General features: G+C 60.0%; 21 protein-coding genes and 1 tRNA gene. 10 read left to right on the top strand and 12 right to left on the bottom strand.

From position 1 onward, the window contains the following. Positions 1 to 5 precede the first annotated feature (5 nt). Positions 6 to 194 (bottom strand): Flp family type IVb pilin, encoded by a 189-nt coding sequence (locus tag NXC14_RS01060; protein WP_085776587.1) that lies wholly within the window; start codon positions 192 to 194, stop codon positions 6 to 8. 379 nt (positions 195 to 573) lie between these two features. Here NXC14_RS01060 and NXC14_RS01055 point away from each other — a divergent pair, with 379 nt between their 5' ends. The 7 genes from NXC14_RS01055 to NXC14_RS01025 all read left to right on the top strand — a co-directional run bounded on the left by NXC14_RS01055 (position 574) and on the right by NXC14_RS01025 (position 6,033). Continuing rightward, the gene (locus NXC14_RS01055; protein WP_085776586.1) at positions 574 to 984 is read left to right on the top strand and encodes a pilus assembly protein N-terminal domain-containing protein; all 411 of its coding nucleotides are present in this window, start codon (positions 574 to 576) and stop codon (positions 982 to 984) included. A gap of 114 nt (positions 985 to 1,098) precedes the next feature. Further along, on the top strand, positions 1,099 to 1,734 hold the full coding sequence (locus NXC14_RS01050) for a TadE/TadG family type IV pilus assembly protein (protein WP_085776585.1): 636 nt from the start codon (positions 1,099 to 1,101) through the stop codon (positions 1,732 to 1,734). Next, the gene (locus NXC14_RS01045) at positions 1,734 to 2,315 is read left to right on the top strand and encodes a TadE/TadG family type IV pilus assembly protein (protein ID WP_085776584.1); all 582 of its coding nucleotides are present in this window, start codon (positions 1,734 to 1,736) and stop codon (positions 2,313 to 2,315) included. The genes NXC14_RS01050 and NXC14_RS01045 overlap by 1 nt, the downstream gene beginning before the upstream one ends. Before the next feature lie 103 nt (positions 2,316 to 2,418). Then, positions 2,419 to 3,639 (top strand): phosphopentomutase, encoded by a 1,221-nt coding sequence (locus NXC14_RS01040; RefSeq protein WP_085776583.1) that lies wholly within the window; start codon positions 2,419 to 2,421, stop codon positions 3,637 to 3,639. Then, positions 3,636 to 4,604: an adenosine deaminase gene (locus NXC14_RS01035; RefSeq protein ID WP_085776582.1), complete on the top strand. Its 969-nt coding sequence runs from the start codon at positions 3,636 to 3,638 to the stop codon at positions 4,602 to 4,604. Before NXC14_RS01040 ends, NXC14_RS01035 begins: the two co-directional genes overlap by 4 nt. A 102-nt stretch (positions 4,605 to 4,706) precedes the next feature. After that, positions 4,707 to 5,336, top strand: coding sequence for a uracil phosphoribosyltransferase (upp, locus tag NXC14_RS01030; protein WP_020920114.1), 630 nt, complete (start codon positions 4,707 to 4,709; stop codon positions 5,334 to 5,336). A 127-nt stretch (positions 5,337 to 5,463) separates the two neighbouring features. Then, on the top strand, positions 5,464 to 6,033 hold the full coding sequence (locus NXC14_RS01025; RefSeq protein WP_085776581.1) for a TIGR02281 family clan AA aspartic protease: 570 nt from the start codon (positions 5,464 to 5,466) through the stop codon (positions 6,031 to 6,033). Positions 6,034 to 6,039: 6 nt separating this feature from the next. Here the strand turns inward: NXC14_RS01025 and deoA are convergent, their stop codons facing one another. From deoA to NXC14_RS00980, 9 genes are all read right to left on the bottom strand, one after another. Next, positions 6,040 to 7,347: a thymidine phosphorylase gene (gene deoA / locus NXC14_RS01020; RefSeq protein ID WP_085776580.1), complete on the bottom strand. Its 1,308-nt coding sequence runs from the start codon at positions 7,345 to 7,347 to the stop codon at positions 6,040 to 6,042. Between the two features lies 1 nt (position 7,348). Further along, entirely contained in the window at positions 7,349 to 8,125 is a 777-nt protein-coding gene (deoC, locus tag NXC14_RS01015) for a deoxyribose-phosphate aldolase (RefSeq protein WP_085776579.1), read from the bottom strand. Continuing rightward, entirely contained in the window at positions 8,118 to 8,924 is an 807-nt protein-coding gene (locus tag NXC14_RS01010; RefSeq protein ID WP_085776578.1) for a purine-nucleoside phosphorylase, read from the bottom strand. Before NXC14_RS01010 ends, deoC begins: the two co-directional genes overlap by 8 nt. Continuing rightward, a complete protein-coding gene (locus NXC14_RS01005; protein ID WP_064800281.1) occupies positions 8,921 to 9,310 on the bottom strand; it encodes a cytidine deaminase in 390 nt (129 codons plus the stop codon). The genes NXC14_RS01010 and NXC14_RS01005 overlap by 4 nt, the downstream gene beginning before the upstream one ends. A gap of 2 nt (positions 9,311 to 9,312) precedes the next feature. Next, positions 9,313 to 10,284 carry an ABC transporter permease gene (locus tag NXC14_RS01000; RefSeq protein WP_085776577.1) on the bottom strand — a complete coding sequence of 324 codons (972 nt, stop codon included), beginning with the start codon at positions 10,282 to 10,284 and terminating at the stop codon, positions 9,313 to 9,315. Positions 10,285 to 10,294: 10 nt separating this feature from the next. Then, positions 10,295 to 11,398, bottom strand: a complete 1,104-nt coding sequence (locus NXC14_RS00995; RefSeq protein ID WP_085776576.1) for an ABC transporter permease — start codon at positions 11,396 to 11,398, stop codon at positions 10,295 to 10,297. Between the two features lie 7 nt (positions 11,399 to 11,405). Continuing rightward, positions 11,406 to 12,917 carry an ABC transporter ATP-binding protein gene (locus tag NXC14_RS00990; RefSeq protein WP_085776575.1) on the bottom strand — a complete coding sequence of 504 codons (1,512 nt, stop codon included), beginning with the start codon at positions 12,915 to 12,917 and terminating at the stop codon, positions 11,406 to 11,408. Between the two features lie 82 nt (positions 12,918 to 12,999). Beyond that, the gene (locus tag NXC14_RS00985; RefSeq protein WP_085776574.1) at positions 13,000 to 13,992 is read right to left on the bottom strand and encodes a BMP family ABC transporter substrate-binding protein; all 993 of its coding nucleotides are present in this window, start codon (positions 13,990 to 13,992) and stop codon (positions 13,000 to 13,002) included. A 315-nt stretch (positions 13,993 to 14,307) separates the two neighbouring features. Continuing rightward, the gene (locus NXC14_RS00980; RefSeq protein WP_085776573.1) at positions 14,308 to 14,625 is read right to left on the bottom strand and encodes a hypothetical protein; all 318 of its coding nucleotides are present in this window, start codon (positions 14,623 to 14,625) and stop codon (positions 14,308 to 14,310) included. A 227-nt stretch (positions 14,626 to 14,852) separates the two neighbouring features. On the opposite strand from NXC14_RS00980, the gene NXC14_RS00975 reads away from it, so the two are divergent. Further along, positions 14,853 to 14,942, top strand: a tRNA-Ser gene (locus NXC14_RS00975). Between the two features lie 272 nt (positions 14,943 to 15,214). Here NXC14_RS00975 and NXC14_RS00970 read toward each other — a convergent pair. Continuing rightward, positions 15,215 to 15,931, bottom strand: coding sequence for a hypothetical protein (locus NXC14_RS00970; RefSeq protein WP_085779921.1), 717 nt, complete (start codon positions 15,929 to 15,931; stop codon positions 15,215 to 15,217). Between the two features lie 221 nt (positions 15,932 to 16,152). On the opposite strand from NXC14_RS00970, the gene NXC14_RS00965 reads away from it, so the two are divergent. Continuing rightward, positions 16,153 to 16,362, top strand: a complete 210-nt coding sequence (locus NXC14_RS00965) for a KTSC domain-containing protein (RefSeq protein ID WP_085776572.1) — start codon at positions 16,153 to 16,155, stop codon at positions 16,360 to 16,362. 357 nt (positions 16,363 to 16,719) lie between these two features. Then, complete coding sequence (locus NXC14_RS00960; protein ID WP_085779920.1) at positions 16,720 to 16,959, top strand: CrpP-related protein; 240 nt, start codon at positions 16,720 to 16,722, stop codon at positions 16,957 to 16,959. Here NXC14_RS00960 and pncB read toward each other — a convergent pair. Continuing rightward, positions 16,941 to 18,245 (bottom strand): nicotinate phosphoribosyltransferase, encoded by a 1,305-nt coding sequence (gene pncB, locus NXC14_RS00955; protein ID WP_085776571.1) that lies wholly within the window; start codon positions 18,243 to 18,245, stop codon positions 16,941 to 16,943. The two genes, NXC14_RS00960 and pncB, sit on opposite strands and share 19 nt — an antisense overlap. Positions 18,246 to 18,370: the final 125 nt, after the last annotated feature.

The following is an 18,370-nucleotide window of genomic DNA, read 5'->3' as shown; positions in this document are numbered from 1 at the left end:
CGGTCTCAGCCGCCGCTCGCAGTTTCGGCATTGCCCATCTTGGTGCTCAAGCCGTTGAACGTGTTGCCGATCTTCTGGCCGAGGGTCGTCGCGCCGGCGATGAGTGCTACGGAAATGAGGGCTGCGATCAGACCGTATTCGATTGCGGTCGCGCCGGATTCGTCCTTCAGAAAACGGCTAAAAAGCTTGGTCATGGGTACTCCTAACTCCAGTTGATGTTCAGCACGTCCGCCAACTGTTGCCGTTGATCGGATGAACCGCAATCTAATGAATGGCCGTTTCCATCGGCTTAAGAAAAAGAGTTAACAGCGTGTGAAGGGCGCCGGAGGCTCCCGCAGGGTAAGCTTTACCTTATTCATTTAGTTCAATATTTAATGATATTCAGAGGTTAACAACTGGATTTATCTGGAAATAGTACAGGCACCGCATCCAGCCGCAACCTACACCGCCCGGCGCCAGTGCCAAATCAGGTCATCCTGCTTCACCGCGAAACAGGATGGTGAGCTTAAGGCTTCGTTCACCATTTTTTTCCATTCTATGCGCTATTGCGCTGTGATCGTGAAAGAGGACCCAATGTCATCGAGCGGCAAAACCATTTTCTTTGCCGGCATGATCGCCGTTTCCGGTGTTTCGGGAATTTCCTCGGCCGCAGACGATGACATGCTGCGCGTCTATATGGATCATGCGCGCGTCTTGAAGCTCGACCGCCCCGTCAGCAAGGTCATCGTCGGCAATGCCCAGGTCGCAGACGCGACCGTGGCCGATGCCAAGACCATCGTGCTGACAGGGCGCAGCTTCGGCACCACCAATCTGGTTCTTCTGGATGCCGACGGCAACGCGATCCTGGACGAGCGCATCCTTGTATCGATAGACGAGGGCAACACGGTGCGCGTCTACCGGCAGACCGAGCGCTCCGTGCTGTCCTGCACACCCAATTGCGAGCAGCATGCGCAGCAAGCGGCCGCCGGCGCCACATCACCCTGATCGGTCCGGCTTCGGATCTTCTACCATTCGTTAAAATCGTCGTATCGGCCTGAAACGGAAAATCAACGAACGGACCCTAGTGTGGCAGGCAGAGATGTCGCTCGGGTCCAGGCAATGACGGTAGTTGATCAGAAGACGGATAGGGAGCGCGCCTTCGCGCCGTACCGTTTCTCCATGTTTCGCGCTGTCGCCCGCTCGCGCGATGGCGCAGCGGCGATCGAATTTGCCTTGCTTGCCATCCCATACTTCCTGGTGATCTTCGCGATCCTTGAAACCTTCATCGCCTTCGCCGCCGAAGAACTTGTCTCCAACGCCGTCGATACGATGAGCCGCCGGATGCGGACCGGGCAGATCACTTACAATCTCGGCCGTACGACCGATATGAGCCAGACGCAATTCCGCCAGGCGTTCTGCAACGAGATCTCGATCCTGATCAGCTGCTCGACCAGCGAAGCCGCCACGCCGAGCAAGCTTTACGTGGATGTGCAGACGTTCAGCTCCTTCTCGGCCATTCCGACGACGATCCCCAAAGTTTCCAGTGATCGATATGCCGACATCAACACCGCGGCCTTCAAATATACGCCTGGCGGTGCCGGCACAATCAACATGCTGCGCGCCTACTATCGATGGGAAATCATCACGGATCTGATCCGGCCCTATATCACGACGATCCGTCCGTCCGACGGTTCGATGCCGACGCAATATCTGATTATCGCCACCTCGGTCTTCCAGAACGAGCAGTATCCATAATGGCGTTGCGCAACCCGTTCTCCAGACTGGTACAGCAGGCGCGTCGGCTGGCGCGAGAGCGCAATGGCGCCGGAGCGATCGAATTCGCAATCCTCTTTCCCGTGCTCATCATGCTCTACATCGGCGCTTTCGAGATCACGATCGGCCTCAGCGTCAGCAAGCGTGCGACACGAGCCGCTGGTGCGATCGCCGACCTCGTCACCCAGCAGCAATCCGTCACGAAGAGCGCGCTTGCGCAAATGCCATCGGTGGCAACCGGGATGTTCGTACCTTACAACACGACATCGCTGACACTGAAAATCACCGGAATTTCAATCGACGCCAGTGCCAATGCGAAAGTGCTCTGGTCCTGGGCCCAGGATGGCACGACGCCTTACGCCAAGAATGTGACGGTGAGCGACGTGCCGGCCGACATGAAGACGGCAAATAGCTTCCTCGTTCGGACCGAACTCAGCATCCCCTATAGGATGTTCCTGTTCGCGCCGAACTTCATGCCGGATGGGATGCGCACGATCACCATCAGCCGTAGTTTCTTCTACCGCCAGCGGCAAGGCGACTCGATACCCTGCGGCGACTGCTGACCCCTTCCCCATCTCGAATTTGCCAAGCCAGACGCGGCGCTATATGCGTGGGCTTCAGCCTCCGACGGTTCGGAGGCCGGCGATCGGTCCTTTCGGGGGTAAAATGGCGCGCGCCTTTCTTTTCGTTCTCGATTCCTTCGGCGTCGGCGGGGCGCCTGATGCGGCAGCCTATGGCGACGAGGGCGCCGACACACTCGGCCATATCGCCGAATTCTGCGCGGCCGGTGCCGGAGACCGCGCCGGGCTGCGCAGCGGGCCGCTTTCCCTGCCTAACATGTCGGAACTCGGGCTTCTGCACATCGCCCGGGCGGCCTCCGGCCAATTTCCGGCCGGCATGCCCCTGCCGGAAAAGGTCTACGGCATTTATGGCGCGGCCAGCGAAATCTCCCGCGGCAAGGACACGCCATCGGGCCATTGGGAGATCGCGGGGACACCTGTCAGTTTCGATTGGGGATATTTTCCGACGGAAGGCGATGCCTTTCCCCCGGAGCTGATCGAGACATTATGCCGGGAGGGCGACATTCCCGGCATTCTCGGTAATTGCCACGCCTCGGGAACGGAAATCATCTCCAGGCTCGGCGAAGAACATATCCGCACCGGCAAGCCGATCTGCTATACGTCCTCGGATTCGGTCTTTCAGGTCGCGGCGCACGAAGCGCATTTCGGCCTGGACCGGCTGCTTGCCTTCTGCCGCACGGCTCGCGCCCTTCTCGATTCCTACAATATCGGCCGCGTCATCGCCCGGCCCTTCATCGGCCAATCCGCCTCCACCTTCCAGCGCACCGGAAACCGGCGCGACTTTTCCGTTCTGCCGCCGGAGCCGACGCTGCTCGACCGGCTGGTCGAGCACAACAGGCACGTACATGCCGTGGGAAAGATCGGCGACATCTTCGCCCATCAAGGCATTTCCAAGGTCATCAAGGCCAGCGGCAACGAGGCTCTGATGGATGCGTCGCTCTCGGCAATCGACGCGGCCGAGGACGGCGATCTCGTCTTCACCAATTTTGTCGATTTCGACATGATCTACGGCCATCGTCGCGACGTGCCCGGTTACGCGGCAGCGCTCGAAGCCTTCGATGCCCGTCTGCCTGAGGTCCACAAAAAGTTGAAACCCGGCGACCTCGTCGTGCTGACCGCCGACCATGGCTGCGACCCCACCTGGCGCGGCACGGATCATACGCGCGAGCGCGTGCCGATCATTGCCTACGGCCCCGGCATCCGGTCGCGTTCCATCGGCGTTCGTCGCACATATGCCGATATCGGCGAAAGCATTGCGCGCCACCTCGGCATCCCCGGCGGAGCGCATGGAAGGAGTTTTTTGTGACATCGCATTTGAAGAAGGTCGAGCTGCACTGCCATCTGGAGGGTGCGGCACCGCCTGTGTTGACAGAGGCGCAGGCGCGGAAATACGGCGTCGACATCAGCGGCGAGCTTCGCGACGGCGCCTATGTCTGGCACGATTTCGCAAGTTTTCTCGAGTGTTACGACAAGGTTTCCGAGGTCTACAGGACGGAGGAGGATTATGCGCTTCTGACGGAAACCTATCTCGACGAACTTGCAGGCATCAATACCATCTACAGCGAACTCATCGTGTCGCCCGACCACGGCAAGCGCATCGGGCTCGGCGCAGACGCCTATATATCAGGCGTCTGTGAAGGCATCCGGCGGGCCAAGGCCAAAAGCGGCATCGAGGCTCGGCTGATCGTCACCGGGGAACGGCACTTCGGTCCCGAAAGCGTGATCGGTGCGGCGGAATATGCGGCAAAAGCTGGCAACCCTTTGATATCAGGCTTCAATCTCGCCGGCGAGGAGCGCATGGGCCGTGTGGCCGATTATATCAGAGCTTTCGACATCGCCCGCGATGCCGGCCTGGGATTGACCATCCATGCCGGCGAAGTCTGCGGCGCCTTCAGCGTTGCCGACGCGCTCGATGCCGTGCGGCCCGCGCGCATCGGCCATGGCGTGCGCGCCATAGAGGATACCGATCTGGTGAAGCGGCTTGCCGATCTCGGTACCGTGCTTGAAGTCTGCCCGGGGTCCAACATCGCACTCAGGGTCTTTCCCGACTTCACTTCGCATCCGCTGCGGCGCTTGAAGGAAGCGGGTGTGCGGGTGACGATCAGCTCCGACGACCCGCCGTTTTTCCATACATCGCTGAAGCGGGAATACGAGCTTGCCGCCGATGTTTTCGGATTCGCCGATGCGGAAATCAACGCCATGACGCGCACTGCAATCGAGGCTGCCTTCGTCGACGATGAGACGCGCAAGGCGCTGCTTGCCCGCCTTTAAGGCGAGAGGCTGGGGAAGACCGACGCAAATTCGGCTCCACTCTTGCGGTCGAGCCGATTTCCGTGAAAGAAACATTCGATAGAAAGAATGAAAGGCTTCCCCATGGACGGCGTCACGGTCATCGATCACCCGCTTGTGCAGCACAAGCTCACCATCATGCGGCGCAAGGAGACATCGACGGGAAGTTTCCGGCGCCTGCTGCGCGAAATCTCCACGCTGCTCTGTTACGAGGTCACCCGCGATCTCGAATTGACGATGGCGACGATCGAGACGCCGCTGCAGACGATGGACTCGCCGATCCTCGAGGGCAAGAAGCTGGTCTTCGCCTCGATCCTGCGCGCCGGCAACGGACTGCTCGAAGGCATGCTCGACCTCGTGCCATCCGCGCGCGTCTCGCATATCGGCGTCTACCGCGATCACGAGACGCTGCAGCCGGTCGAATATTATTTCAAGGCGCCGGAAGACGTGGCCGAGCGCCTGATCATCGTCGTCGACCCGATGCTGGCGACCGGCAATTCGTCGATTGCGGCAATTGACAAGCTCAAAGAACGCGGCGCCCACAATATACGCTTCCTCTGCCTGCTTGCCGCTCCGGAAGGCATCCGCAACTTCCGCGCCGCGCATCCCGATGTTCCGGTCTTCACCGCAGCGATCGACAGCCATCTCAACGAGAAGGGTTACATCATGCCCGGCCTCGGCGATGCCGGCGACCGCATGTACGGCACCAAATAATTTCAGCCTTCCTATACCAAATCGAAAGGCTTTATGGCCCGGACGGTTCGCTCCGGGCCTTTTTGTTATCCATATTAGCAACTTATCAGGATTTGAGGCTTAGCAAGCTGGAAGCATGAGGCCCTGCATGAAGCGGGGTTTATACAGGAAGGATTTCTGTTTCATGCTCGTGCGTACCGTCATATTCGCCAGCATCGCCGCGGTGCTGGCCACGCAGGTACCTTCTCTCGTTGGAAGCGTCAGCCAGCAACCTGCCGACGTTCTCTCCGCCAATTACGTATCTGCCGACGCCCGCCAGTCCGCGGCACCGGCGCCCGCTTCCGGCAATAGTACGATCCGCCTGCAGGCGGATGCGCAGGGCCACTATACCGGCAGCTTCAAGATCAACGGCAAGCCTGTGCTAGGGCTGATCGATACCGGCGCCACCTACGTCGCCCTCAACGAGACACTCGCCCGCCGGCTCGGCTATACCGCAAACCAGCTCGACTTTCGCTATGGTGTCAACACGGCAAACGGCCAGACGAAGGCCGCGCATTTGACCCTCGATCGGGTCGAAATCGGCGGCATCCGCGTCCGGAATGTCGAGGCCTTCGTGCTCAGGGACGACGCGCTCACGACCACCCTGGTCGGCATGAGCTTTCTGCAGAAACTCGCCTCCTATTCCGTCGCCGACGGCTCGCTCAGCCTCAAACAGTAAACCGCATCAGACCCGGCCTGCAATGACGGGGGCCAGTTCCGGCCTGTCGTCAGCAATCCGATAATGCACGGCAAGGGCCGCAGCAGCTTTTCCCGCCGCGGCTTCGTCGGCAGCGTGAACGACAGCGATCGGATCGCCCGCATTGACTCGGGTGCCAAGCGGCAGGAGGCCGGAGAAGCCGACGCGGTGATCGATTCGATCTGCCGGGTGCCGGCGGCCGCCGCCGAGATCGATGACGCTGATGCCGATACCGCGCGCGTCGCAGGCGGCAAGCCAGCCCGATCGGGCGGCCGGGACTTCTTTTTCGACCGGCGCCCTCGCCAGGTATCTATCCGAATTCTCGACGAGATCGGCCGGTCCGCCGAGCATGGATACCATACGCCCGAAGCTTTCGGCCGCCTCGCCCGATGACAGCGCTCGGCGCGCCATCCCATTGGCTTCTTCAGAGGAGGCGGAAATGCCCGATTTCAACAGCATCTCGGCGGCGAAGGCAAAAACCACGGTCTCAAGCCGCGTGCCGCTCTTCCTGCCCGCCAGGAACTCCAAACAGTTGCGCATCTCGACCGCATTGCCGGCGCAATCGGCGAGCGGCTCATTCATGTCGGTGATCAGGGCGGAGGTCTTCACGCCGGCGCCGTTGGCCACCTCGACCAGGGAACGCGCCAGCATCTCCGCCTGACGGCGATCAGCCATGAAGGCGCCGTTGCCGAGCTTGACATCGAGCACCAGCGTCTCAAGCCCGGCCGCGAGCTTCTTCGACAGGATGGAGGCAGTGATGAGCGGAATGGAATCGACGGTGGCGGTCACATCGCGCACGGCATAGAGCCTGCCGTCGGCAGGAGCCAAGGTTCCGGTCTGGCCTATGATGGCGCATCCCGCCTCCTTCACCACCCTGCCGAAGAGCTCCGCATCAGGGGTGATCGCATAGCCGGGAATGGATTCGAGCTTATCCAGCGTGCCGCCGGTATGGCCGAGGCCGCGCCCTGAAATCATCGGGACGGCGAGGCCGCAGGCAGCGGCGATCGGCGCCAGCATCAGCGAGACATTATCGCCGACGCCACCGGTCGAATGTTTGTCGGCGATCGGACGGTCGATGCCAGCCCATTGCAGCTTGTCGCCGGAATTGGCCATCGCCAGCGTCAGCGCCACGATTTCCTCGCGTGACATGCCTTTGAACCAGACGGCCATGGAGAAGGCGCCGATCTGGCCTTCGGACAGCTGCCCGGCGGCGAGTGCCGCGATGAAGGAGCTGATATCAGCGGCGTCGAGTTCCTCGCCATCGCGTTTACGCCGGATGATCTCCTGCGGAATCATCTCAATAGCTCGACGCCGCAGCCGCTGCCGGCTGCGCTCCGCTCAGAACGGCCAGTATGTCGTCGAGCAGGCCGGAAGCGCCGAAGCGGAAGGTCGAGGGCATAGCCCAGTCCGGCGCCATGATCGTTTCAGCAAGGCTGAGATAGAGCGCCGCATCCGTCACCGAGCCGATGCCGCCAGCCGGCTTGAAGCCGACCTTGCGTCCGCTCTCACGAATGGCCCGGATCATGATGTCGGCGGCTTCGAGCGTCGCGTTGACGGCGACCTTGCCGGTCGAGGTCTTGATGAAATCAGCGCCGGCTTCAATAGCCAGTTCGGAGGCACGGCGGATCAAGGCCGCATCCTTCAACTCGCCAGTCTCGATGATCACCTTCAGCAGGACGGGGCCGGCGCATTCGGCGCGCACCGCCTTGACCATGTCAGTCACCGCCTTCTCATCGCCTGATATGAGCTTGCGGTAGGGGATGACCAAATCGATCTCATCTGCGCCATCGGCAATCGCCTCACGGGTTTCGGCGGCGACATCGGCCACTTCCATATCGCCTGCTGGGAAATTGACGACCGTTGCGATCCGCACGGCATGGCCGGCGCCGAGGATGTTGCGGGCATGGGCGACGAAACGCGGCCAGATGCAGATCGCGGCGCTGTTACCGTAGGGCGTCTGCGCGCGGGCGCAGAGCGTATCGATCTGCGCCTCGGTGCAATCGTCCTTCAGATTGGTGAGGTCGAGAAGGGAAAGGGCGACCGCCGCCGTTTCCCGGATTGAATGGCTATTCATTTTCGCTTTCTCCCGCAATCATCTCTTTCAATATGGCGGCGAGACGGGCGCCGCCGACGGGCGCCATGTCCTTGGTTTCTTCATGGCTGAGCTCATTGCCGGTCATGCCTGCTCCATAGTTGGTGATAACGGAAGCGGCCGCAACCCGCAGACCCAGCATTCTTGCGATGATCACCTCCGGCACCGTCGACATGCCGACGGCATCGGCGCCGAGGATGCGCGCCATGCGGATTTCGGCCGGCGTTTCGAAGCTCGGACCGGAAAACCACATATAGACGCCCTGCCCCAGCTCGATCTTGAGTTTTGCCGCCGCCTTCCGCATTGCCGCGGCGAGGCCGGCGTCATAGGCATTGGTCATGCCGACGAAGCGATGGTCGCTTTCCTCGCCGATCAGCGGGTTCATGCCGGAATAGTTGATGTGATCGGTAATCTGCATCACCGAACCAGGCGGCATGTTGTCGCGCAGCGATCCGGCCGAATTGGTCAGGATCAGCGCCTCGACGCCGAGCGCCTTCAAGACCTCGATCGGCAGGCGCATGGCGTTGGCATCGCCCTTCTCATAATAATGGACGCGGCCGGAGAGCATGATGACCGGCTTTCCACCGAGGCGGCCGGCGACAACTTCGCCGGCGTGGCCGGAGACGGCGCTGACGGGAAAGCCCGGCAGATCGCGATAGGGAATACGGACGGCGCCTTCCAACTGGCCAACGAGGGAGCCGAGACCAGAGCCGAGCACGATGCCATGGCGCGGCTTGATCGCCCCGAGCAATGCGGCGAGCAGGTCGACCGTCGTCCTCATCCGAGTTCCGTCTCGAAGCTGAAGGGAAGAAGCTCTTCCATTGTCATGGTCTTCTTCACGCCCGCCTCATCGCAGAGATAGATCTTCGTGTCCTTGGCGGCGAATTCGGAGATCTTCTGGCGGCAGCCGCCGCAGGGCGGGCAGAGTGGCAGCTTCTCGGCGATCACGGCCATTTCGACGATCTTCCTGGCGCCACCCATGATCATGGCACTGATCGCGGTCGGCTCGGCGCACCATCCTTGCGGGAAGGAGAGGTTTTCGATGTTTGCGCCGGTATAGACCTTGCCGTCCTCGGCGCGGATCGCCGCACCGACCGGGAATTTCGAATAGGGCGCATGCGCAAAGGCCATAGCGCCGCGAGCGGCCTCGAACAGGTCGTGGGACATGATCAACGCTCCTTCGTATAGGGCACGCCGCCGGCCTTCGGCGGGATTGCGACGCCGATGAAGCCGGCAAGGAGGATGCAGGTCAGGATATAGGGCAGCGCCTGGAAAACCTGGACCGGCACCTCACCGACCAATGGTACCTGCTTGCCCTGCATGAAGTTCGCCAAAGCATCGAGGAAGCCGAAGAGCAGACAGGCAAACATCACCGGTACCGGCTTCCACTTGGCGAAGACCAGCGCCGCCAGCGCGATATAACCCTTGCCGGCCGACATGTCCTTGATGAAGGCGGCGGACTGGGCGATCGCGAGATAGGTGCCGGAAAAGCCGCAGAGGATGCCGGCGCACATGACGGCGCGGTAGCGCAGCCAGGCAACCGAAATGCCTGCCGTATCGACTGCGCCCGGATTTTCGCCGACGGCGCGCAGCCTGAGGCCGAAACGCGTGCGATAAAGGACCCACCAGGAGAAAGGCACGGCGAGGAAGGCAAGATAGGTGAGGATATTGTTGCCCGATATCACGCTTGCATAGAGCGGGCCGATGATCGGTATGTCGTGGACGGCATTGGCGCCCGGCAGGATGATCGGCGCGAAGCGGGATTCAGGCGCCAGCTGCGGCGTGCGTCCGCCCTGGCCGAACCAGGCTTGGCCGAGCACGATGGTAATGCCGGCGATGAAGAAGTTGATCGCCACACCCGAGACGATCTGGTTGCCGCGGTTGGTGATCGAGGCGAAGCCATGCACCAGGCTGAGCGCCACCGAGCAGACGACGCCCGCGCCGAGCCCTAGCCAGGCCGAACCAGTGAGATAGGCCACGCAGGCGGCGGCGAAGGCCGAGCCCAGCATCTTGCCTTCCAGGCCGATATCGAAGATGCCGGCGCGCTCCGAAAACAGTCCTGCGAGCGCAGTAAAGATCAGCGGAATAGACAGCCTGACCGTCGAGCTCAGGACGTTGATGAAGATTTCGTAGTAATCCATCGTCCGTTCCTCAGGCTCGTTTGAATTGCTGGTAAATGTGCACCATTGCCGGCCGGAACATGTATTCCAGCGCGCCGGCAAAGAGGATCACCAGTCCCTGAATGACCAGGATCATTTCGCGGGTGATATTCGGCATCTCGAAAGAGATCCAGTCGCCGCCCTGGTAAAGGGTGCCGAAAAGGATTGCGGAAAAGATGATGCCGAGCGGATGGTTGCGGCCCATCAGCGACACTGCAATACCGACGAAGCCGGCGCCACCCACGAATTCAACCTGCAGACGGGCGGAAGAGCCCATGACCGGATTGAGCGCCATCATGCCGGCGAGCGCGCCTGAAATCAGCATGGCGATGATGACGATGCGTGCATAGGGTATGCCGGCATAGGCAGCGGCTGTCGAGCTCACGCCGAGTGTACGCATCTCAAAGCCGAGCTTAGTGCGCCAGATGAGGATCCAGACAAACCAGGCGGCAAGGAGGGCGATGATGAAGGAGACGTTGAAGGGTGCTGCACCCAATTTGGCTCCGAAAATGCTCATGATCCAGCCAAGCTTCGGAAGCTGCCCACCCTCGAGAAAGGTGCGGGTTTCCGGCGCCATCTTGCCCGGCACGATCAGCACGTGCACCAGCAGATAGACCATGAGAGCGGCTGCGATGTAATTGAACATGATCGTCGTGATAACGATATGGCTGCCGCGTTTGGCCTGCAGGAAAGCGGGAATGAAGGCCCATGCCGCACCGAATATCCCGGCGCCGACAATGGCGATCGGCATCGTCACATACCAGGGCACGTAATTGTCGAGCGCAAGCGCTACCAGCGCACAGCCGAGACCGCCAATATAGGCCTGACCTTCGGAGCCGATGTTAAAGAGACCGGCGTGGATGGCGACTGCTACGGAAAGGCCAGTGAAGATGAAACTCGTTGCATAGTAGAGTGTGAAGCCTATGCCTTCGCCGCTGCCGAAGGCACCCTCGATCAGCAGCGAAAGAGCGGCAAGCGGGCTTTCGCCGATCAGCCAGACGACGAAACCCGAGATCAAGAAGGCAACGACGAGATTTAAAAGCGGGATCAGACCGTAATTGATCCATCTCGGAAGCGGAACGGAAGCAGTGCTCATAAAGGCCTCACGCGGCAATGCCGGCCATCATCAGGCCGAGGGTCTGTTCACCGGCATCGGGCGTCTTCTCACCGACGACATGGCCGGCGAACATGACAAGGATACGGTCGGAAAGGGCGCGGATCTCATCGAGCTCGACGGAGACGAGCAGGATCGCCTTGCCCGCGTCGCGCATCTCGATGATCCGGCGGTGAATGAATTCGATGGCGCCGATATCGACGCCGCGCGTCGGCTGGCCGATGATCAGCATCTTCGGATCGCGTTCGATTTCGCGCGCGACGACGATCTTCTGCTGGTTGCCGCCGGAGAAATTGGCCGTCTTCAGCCGCGGATTCGGCGGGCGGATGTCGTATTTTTCGATCTTCTCCATGGCATCCTGGCGGATCGCGTCGAGATCGAGCAGCGGCCCTTTGCTGTAGCCCGGACGGCGGTGATAGCCGAGGACGGAGTTTTCGTATTCCTCGAATTTCAGCACCAGCCCCATATGGTGCCGGTCCTCGGGAATATGGGCAAGCCCGAGGTCGCGCAGGCGGGCGGGATCGGCCTTGTCGATCGTCTGGCCGTCGAGAAGGATTTCGCCGGAGACGGGCTTGCGGATACCGGCGATCGCCTCCAGCAATTCGGACTGGCCGTTGCCGGCGACACCGGCGATGCCGACGATCTCGCCGGCACGCACCTCGAAGGAGACATTATCGACCATGGTGACGCCGCGATTGTCCCTGACCGTCAGGTTGCGGACAGAGAGCACGGCGGCGCCCGGATTGGCTTCGCCCTTCTGCACGCGCAGCAGCACGCGACGGCCGACCATCAACTCGGCAAGCTCCTCCACCGTCGTTTCCGCAGTCTTGCGGGTGGCGACCATCTCGCCGCGGCGCATGACGGAGACCGTATCGGTGATCGCCATGATCTCGCGCAGCTTATGGGTGATGAGGATGATCGTCTTGCCCTGGTCGCGCAGCACCTTGAGGATGCGGAAGAGGTGGTCGGCTTCAGCCGGCGTCAGCACGCCTGTAGGTTCGTCGAGGATCAGGATCTCGGCGCCGCGATACATGGCTTTCAGGATTTCGACGCGCTGCTGCAGGCCGACCGGGAGCTCTTCGATCAGTGCGTCCGGATCGACCTCGAGGCCGTATTCGGTTTCCAGTCGCTTGAGCTCGGCGCGGGCCAATGCGACGCCTCTGGCCAGCAGCGATCCACCTTCGGCGCCGAGCATGACGTTCTCGAGCACCGTGAAATTATCGACCAGCATGAAATGCTGGTGCACCATGCCGATGCCGGCGGCGATCGCCGCCTGGCTGTCACGGATGGTGACCGGATTGCCGTTGACGCGGATCTCGCCGCTGTCGGCGTGGTAGAAACCATAGATGATCGACATCAACGTCGATTTGCCGGCGCCGTTTTCACCGATGATGCCGTGGATCGTTCCCTTGGCAACGGTGAGATTAATGTCCTTGTTGGCATGGACGGCACCGAATTTCTTATCGATGCCGACAAGCTCGATAGCGGGCTTATCTGTCACTGCAGGCTCCAAATAAGAAAAGGGCGTATGGCGAAAATCCCTCCGCCATACGCCCGATCTCGATATTACATCAGGGCGCTGATCACTTCGGGCAAGCGTTGTCCGAGGTGTAATCGTGAACCTTGACGGTTCCGGCGATGATATCGGCCTTGGCCTTGTCGACCGCAGCCTGCATTTCCGGCGTGATCAGCGACTTGTTGTTGTCGTCGATCGCGGCGCCAACACCATCTTCCTTGACGCCGAGGGCCTGAACGCCCGCGGTGAACTTGTCGTTCTTGGTATCGGTGTAGGCGTTGTAGACGGCGAGGTCGACGCGCTTGACCATCGAGGTCAGGACCGAGCCCGGATGAAGATGGTTCTGGTTGGAGTCGACGCCGATCGACAGCTTCTTGTTGTCGGCGGCGGTCTGCAGAACACCAAGGCCGGTGGCGCCGGCTGCCGCGTAAATAACATCCGCGCCCTGGTCGATCTGGTTCTTGGTGAGCTCACCGCCACGAACCGGATCGTTCCAGGCAGCACCGGTGGTGCCGGTCATGTTCTGGAACACCTCGATATCGGCCTTGGCGGCACGCGCGCCTTGCTCATAGCCGCATTCGAATTTGCGGATCAGCGGAATGTCCATGCCGCCGACGAAGCCGACCTTGCCGGTCTTGGAGGCCATGCCGGCGAGAATGCCGACGAGGTAGGAGCCTTCTTCTTCCTTGTAGACGACCGAGCGGACGTTCGGCTTGTCGACGACGGAGTCGACGATGATGAATTTGGTATCCGGGAATTCGGCTGCGACCTTCTCGATAGCCGAGGTCCAGGCGAAGGACACGGCGACCACCGGGTTGAAACCGCGGCTTGCGAAGTTGCGGATGGCCTGTTCGCCCTGGGTGTCGCCGGTCGGCTCGAAATCGCGATAGGCGATGCCGGTCTCGGCCTTGAACTTCTCGGCGCCGTTATAGGCCGCTTCGTTGAAAGACTTATCGAACTTCCCGCCGGTGCCGTAAACCAGCGCCGGCTTGACATCGGCGGCAAGCGCCGTCGTCGACATGGCAGCCACGGCAAGGAGAGTGAGAAGGGATTTTTTCATTGTGCAGCCCTGTTGTTGCTATTCATTAGGGGTCCTCCCGCAAGCCCTTTTGGGCATGTCTGCGGAACCACCGACCTCCCCCCGGAGGCCTGGCTGCGCGCATCCTTGCATGGCTCACAGAAAAATTCACCAGAAATTTTTCAGGCGGTAAAGATTTGCAGCGATTGCTGAAAATCAGTTCTCTCGGGCTGATTTTTGGACATTTCCGCTGCCGGGATGCAAAATTTCCCGGCAATCCGACAGCCATGTCGGGGTCACGGAAAGACCGGCGGCGACCGAATCTTCGGCCGAGCCGCAGCGGCAAGACCAACTTGCCTATGCCGTAAAACGGCCGGCCACCGGCGGCTTCTTGTAGCCGACCATCCAAAGAAGCAGCGCGATCACAAGAAAAACCGCAAAGGCCGGCTGGAGCATCAGCCACTGAAAGATGAAGGCATAGAAGCGCGGGTGGATATAGTAGGAAAGCGCGGATTGCAGCGACGTCAGTGTGTCCGGGCTCACATCCTGCCAGGCATCCGACATCGGCGTCATGATCACGGCGGAGGCGGCAACCGATTGGATCGAATCGATGGTCCCGGCAATAACGGCTGCCGCAAGTGCGACAAGACTCGCCAGACGCAACAGGAAACGCATCAATCCCTCCGACGCTTCGATATGCCGGACAATTCCGGCGAGCCCGCGCCATTCTCCACCTTGAGAATTACATAGTCATCGCTGAGGTGAAGCACAATGGGATGGGCCGAGCGGAGTTTTATCGGAAGAAGTCAAAAAACTGTTAGATTTGGGTTGATCGGCAAAAATTCATCGGTATATATCGCGCCGTTCCGACGATTTGCTCCTATCCGGGCGCGAACGCCAAAGGACAGGTGGCCGAGTGGTTTAAGGCGCACGCCTGGAACGCGTGTGTACGTGAAAGCGTACCGAGGGTTCGAATCCCTCTCTGTCCGCCATTTTCGTTAAAAACCGTTGCTGCTTTCTCTTTAGCAGGCCGTCAAGTCTCGCGAGAATCCAATTGCATGCGGTGCAGCCGAGACTGCGTGCCCGCCGACATCCACCGCGATGAACTACCCGTAGCTGGGCGTCGGAAGAGACCCATTCCCTCCCAACCACGGCCTGATCGACACCAGACCGGAAGTTGGCAGGCACTTGAGCAGCCGAACCTATGTAGTTGTACGGTCGCCGATGCTGCCGACGAAGGGATCAGCGTGATGATAGCCAGACTCTATTCGAATATCTCCGAGACGTTTGTCGCTGGGACTGTCCCCGCTTGAGGTCCTCCTTCGGACATCTGAAATTTGTGAGCCAGAACCGTGGAGGCATAGCAGATTCCAAATGTCTGCGTGCTTTGCGAAACAATAAGGAGCGCCAATGTAATGAGGCTTATTTTACCACCCTGAAAGACAGCATCCGCTTCGTATGACATCGACGCCGCTATGGCTATCAATAGAAACGAAACAATGGGAGGAAGAATCATCCCCGCAAACAGGCGCAAAAAGGTTGGAAGGAAATTACGCCGCCCCCCGGCAAAGGCCTCTGCAAGCCCGCTAGTTGAGCCCGCTATTCCAGCAGTCGGCCAAGTTCCGACAAGAGCGAGGAGCAACGGATAGAAAATTGCGAACAGCCCCCTCGAGAAAGAAACAGCGCCGAATGCAAGAGGAACGCCGATTCCGATACCTATTACGACAAGCAGGATAAGAATATTTTTCCAGATGTAGCTGCCAAACCCGGCCATGCCCCGGTTGAGTTGCACTCGCCCGGTTCCGCTCAATATCGCATTTTGGACACAAAATCCTGTATATAACGCAATAAAGAACTGAGTAGAACCAACACCACTACTTTCGTTGTACTCTGAAAATAATATTATTCCGCAGCTTATTGTGACAAATAAACAAACGAGAAATAAATTATATCTTATGAAGGAAATCGTTTCACGTAGCATTATCACCCCTGCCATCCGCCGTCGCTGCTGAGTCGAAGATATCGTCATCAAAATATACGGCTGTCAAATGCGGGACGGTCATCAAACGTGCTGGGGAACCAGGAATATGTCGGAGGTTGACAGCACACCGCAAGATTCCTGTTTTTTTACCATGCGAATTCACCGCGTCTTTGCACGTTTGGGTTTAGGGTCTGCCAAACCAAAAAACAGAGGTAAAACAGGTGGAAGAACTTTCGGTACAGTCGAAGATCATCAAATCCGTCTATTTCAGCCAGGAAGACGGGCGGCTGAGGATTTGCTTCAAGAACGGCGAGGAGCGTCTGTTCGAAGGCGTGCCCTCTTCGGAAGCCCATGCGATGACGGCGGCGTCGTCTCCCGGACATTATTATCTCGACCGGATCAGGACGCGGTTTCGCAGACTGGCTGCCTGACACCGTCGGCCCGGCCGGATTGCGTCGGATTGAGACAGTGCCGGTGGATATTAATCCCCGGTTAACTCTCGCCTTCATCACAGTTGGATCAGCCCGAGCAGAAAGCGGCACTCTATCAGTGCTGCCGCTTTCAGAGATTCGGTCAGCCGGGAGGCTTGGTGGCGGACCCCAGCCAGGAAGCCGAGCCTCCCCGTCACCCCATCCGTTTCGCCGGATCGATCCGACGTCGGGCTGTAATCGCCTCGAAATAGCCAATTGGGGCTAATCCTGTGAAAAACCGGAATGCTCACATCCGGACTCGACAATGCTTCATTAGCATGATTGCATAAACCCATGGAACGGGAGGCCGGGGTCATGATGTTCGAGAATCTGCTTGAGATGCAGGAGCGCGGCGTGCGCGACCGTGCTCGTGGCCGCAGCCTGGCCGACAATCCGATGTCGAAGCCGGATGTGCTGCCGATCACCGATTTTCAGGAATGGTATTCGATGTTCGACGCCTGGCGCTTCGGCTGGTCGATCGAGGATGCGATGGCGGGGCACATCGAGGTACCCCGTGATGGCCGCGCTTCACCTCGAGCCTATACCAGGACGGTCTGATCGACCCTATCTTCGGCGCCGAAGAATTTCAGGTAGCGTTCGACTTCGGCCGGCTCGCCCGTCGCCTTCTGCGGGTTGTCGGAGAGTTTCACCGCCGGGCGGCCGTTGGCGTCGCTGACCTTGCAGACGATCGAGATCGGATTGAGGCCTGAGATTTCCGTCGGCGCACAGCCGGCAAAATCATTCGTCAGGTTGGTGCCCCAGCCGAAGCTCATGCGCACGCGGCCTTCGAAATGCCGGTAGGTATCGATGATGGCGTCGACATCGAGGCCGTCGGAAAAGATCAACAACTTCTGGCGCGGATCGCGGCCCATCTTCTTCCACCAGTCGATGATCTTTTCACCGCCTTCGATCGGCGGCGCGCTGTCCGGACGGAAGCCGGTCCAGTCGGCGACCCATTCGGGGGCGTCGCGCAGGAAGGCCGCGGTGCCGAAGGCGTCCGGCAGGACGATCAGCAGGTTGCCGCCATAGAGCTTGTTCCAGTCGCGCAGGATTTTGTAAGGGGCGTTGCGCAGCTGCTCATCGGTTTGCGCCAGGGCGGCTGCCACCATCGGCAGCTCGTGGGCATTGGTGCCGACCGCCTCGAGATCGGAATCCATCGCCAGCAAGACATTGCTGGTGCCGGTGAAGGCCGGACCGATACCTTCCTTCAGCGCCTCGACGCACCAGCGCTGCCAGAGAAAACTGTGACGGCGGCGAGTGCCGAAATCGGAGATGCGCAGGCCCGGCAATTCCTTCAGCCGTTCTACCTTCGACCACATCTTTGCCTTGGCACGCGCATAGAGCACATCGAGGGTAAAGGGACCGAGCGCCCTCATCGCCGAGCGCGAACGCAGCTCGTTGACGATGGCAAGCGCCGGGATCTCCCACATGGTGGTTTCCTTCCAGGACCCATGGAAGTCCAGCACATATTGCCCCTCCTTCTTCGATAGCTCGTATTCGGGAAGTTGGAAGTTGGACAGCCAGGCAAGGAATTCCGGCTCGAAGATCTGCGCGCGGCCGTAGAAACTATTACCCGCCAGCCATATCATCTCCTTCTTGGAGAGCCGCAGCGTGCGGGCGTGGTCGAGCTGTTCGCGTAGTTCGCCTTCATCGATCTCTTCGGCGAGATGCACGCGCTTGGTGCGGTTGATGAGGGTGAAGGAGGCGTTCACATCAGGATAGAGCTTCCAGATCATCTGGAGCATCAGCAGCTTATAGAAGTCGGTATCGATCAGGCTGCGGATGATCGGGTCGAGTTTCCAGGCGTGATTGTAGACGCGTCTCGCGATATCGGTCTTGGCCATGAGATTCCTGCCCTGTCCACTCCGGTCAGGTGCTGCCAAGTTCCGGGCCGGCGCACGAAACCGGCTCGTGCGCCTTCTTATCGAAAAATCGGCAGAGAAAGTCCAGACAAAACATAAACATCCCG

Origin of the sequence: Rhizobium sp. NXC14 (genome assembly GCF_002117485.1) — a bacterium.
In the GTDB taxonomy this organism is placed as follows: Bacteria; Pseudomonadota; Alphaproteobacteria; order Rhizobiales; family Rhizobiaceae; genus Rhizobium.
The sequence above is the reverse complement of the archived record's forward strand: the minus strand, read 5'-3'. Positions and strand labels throughout refer to the sequence as shown.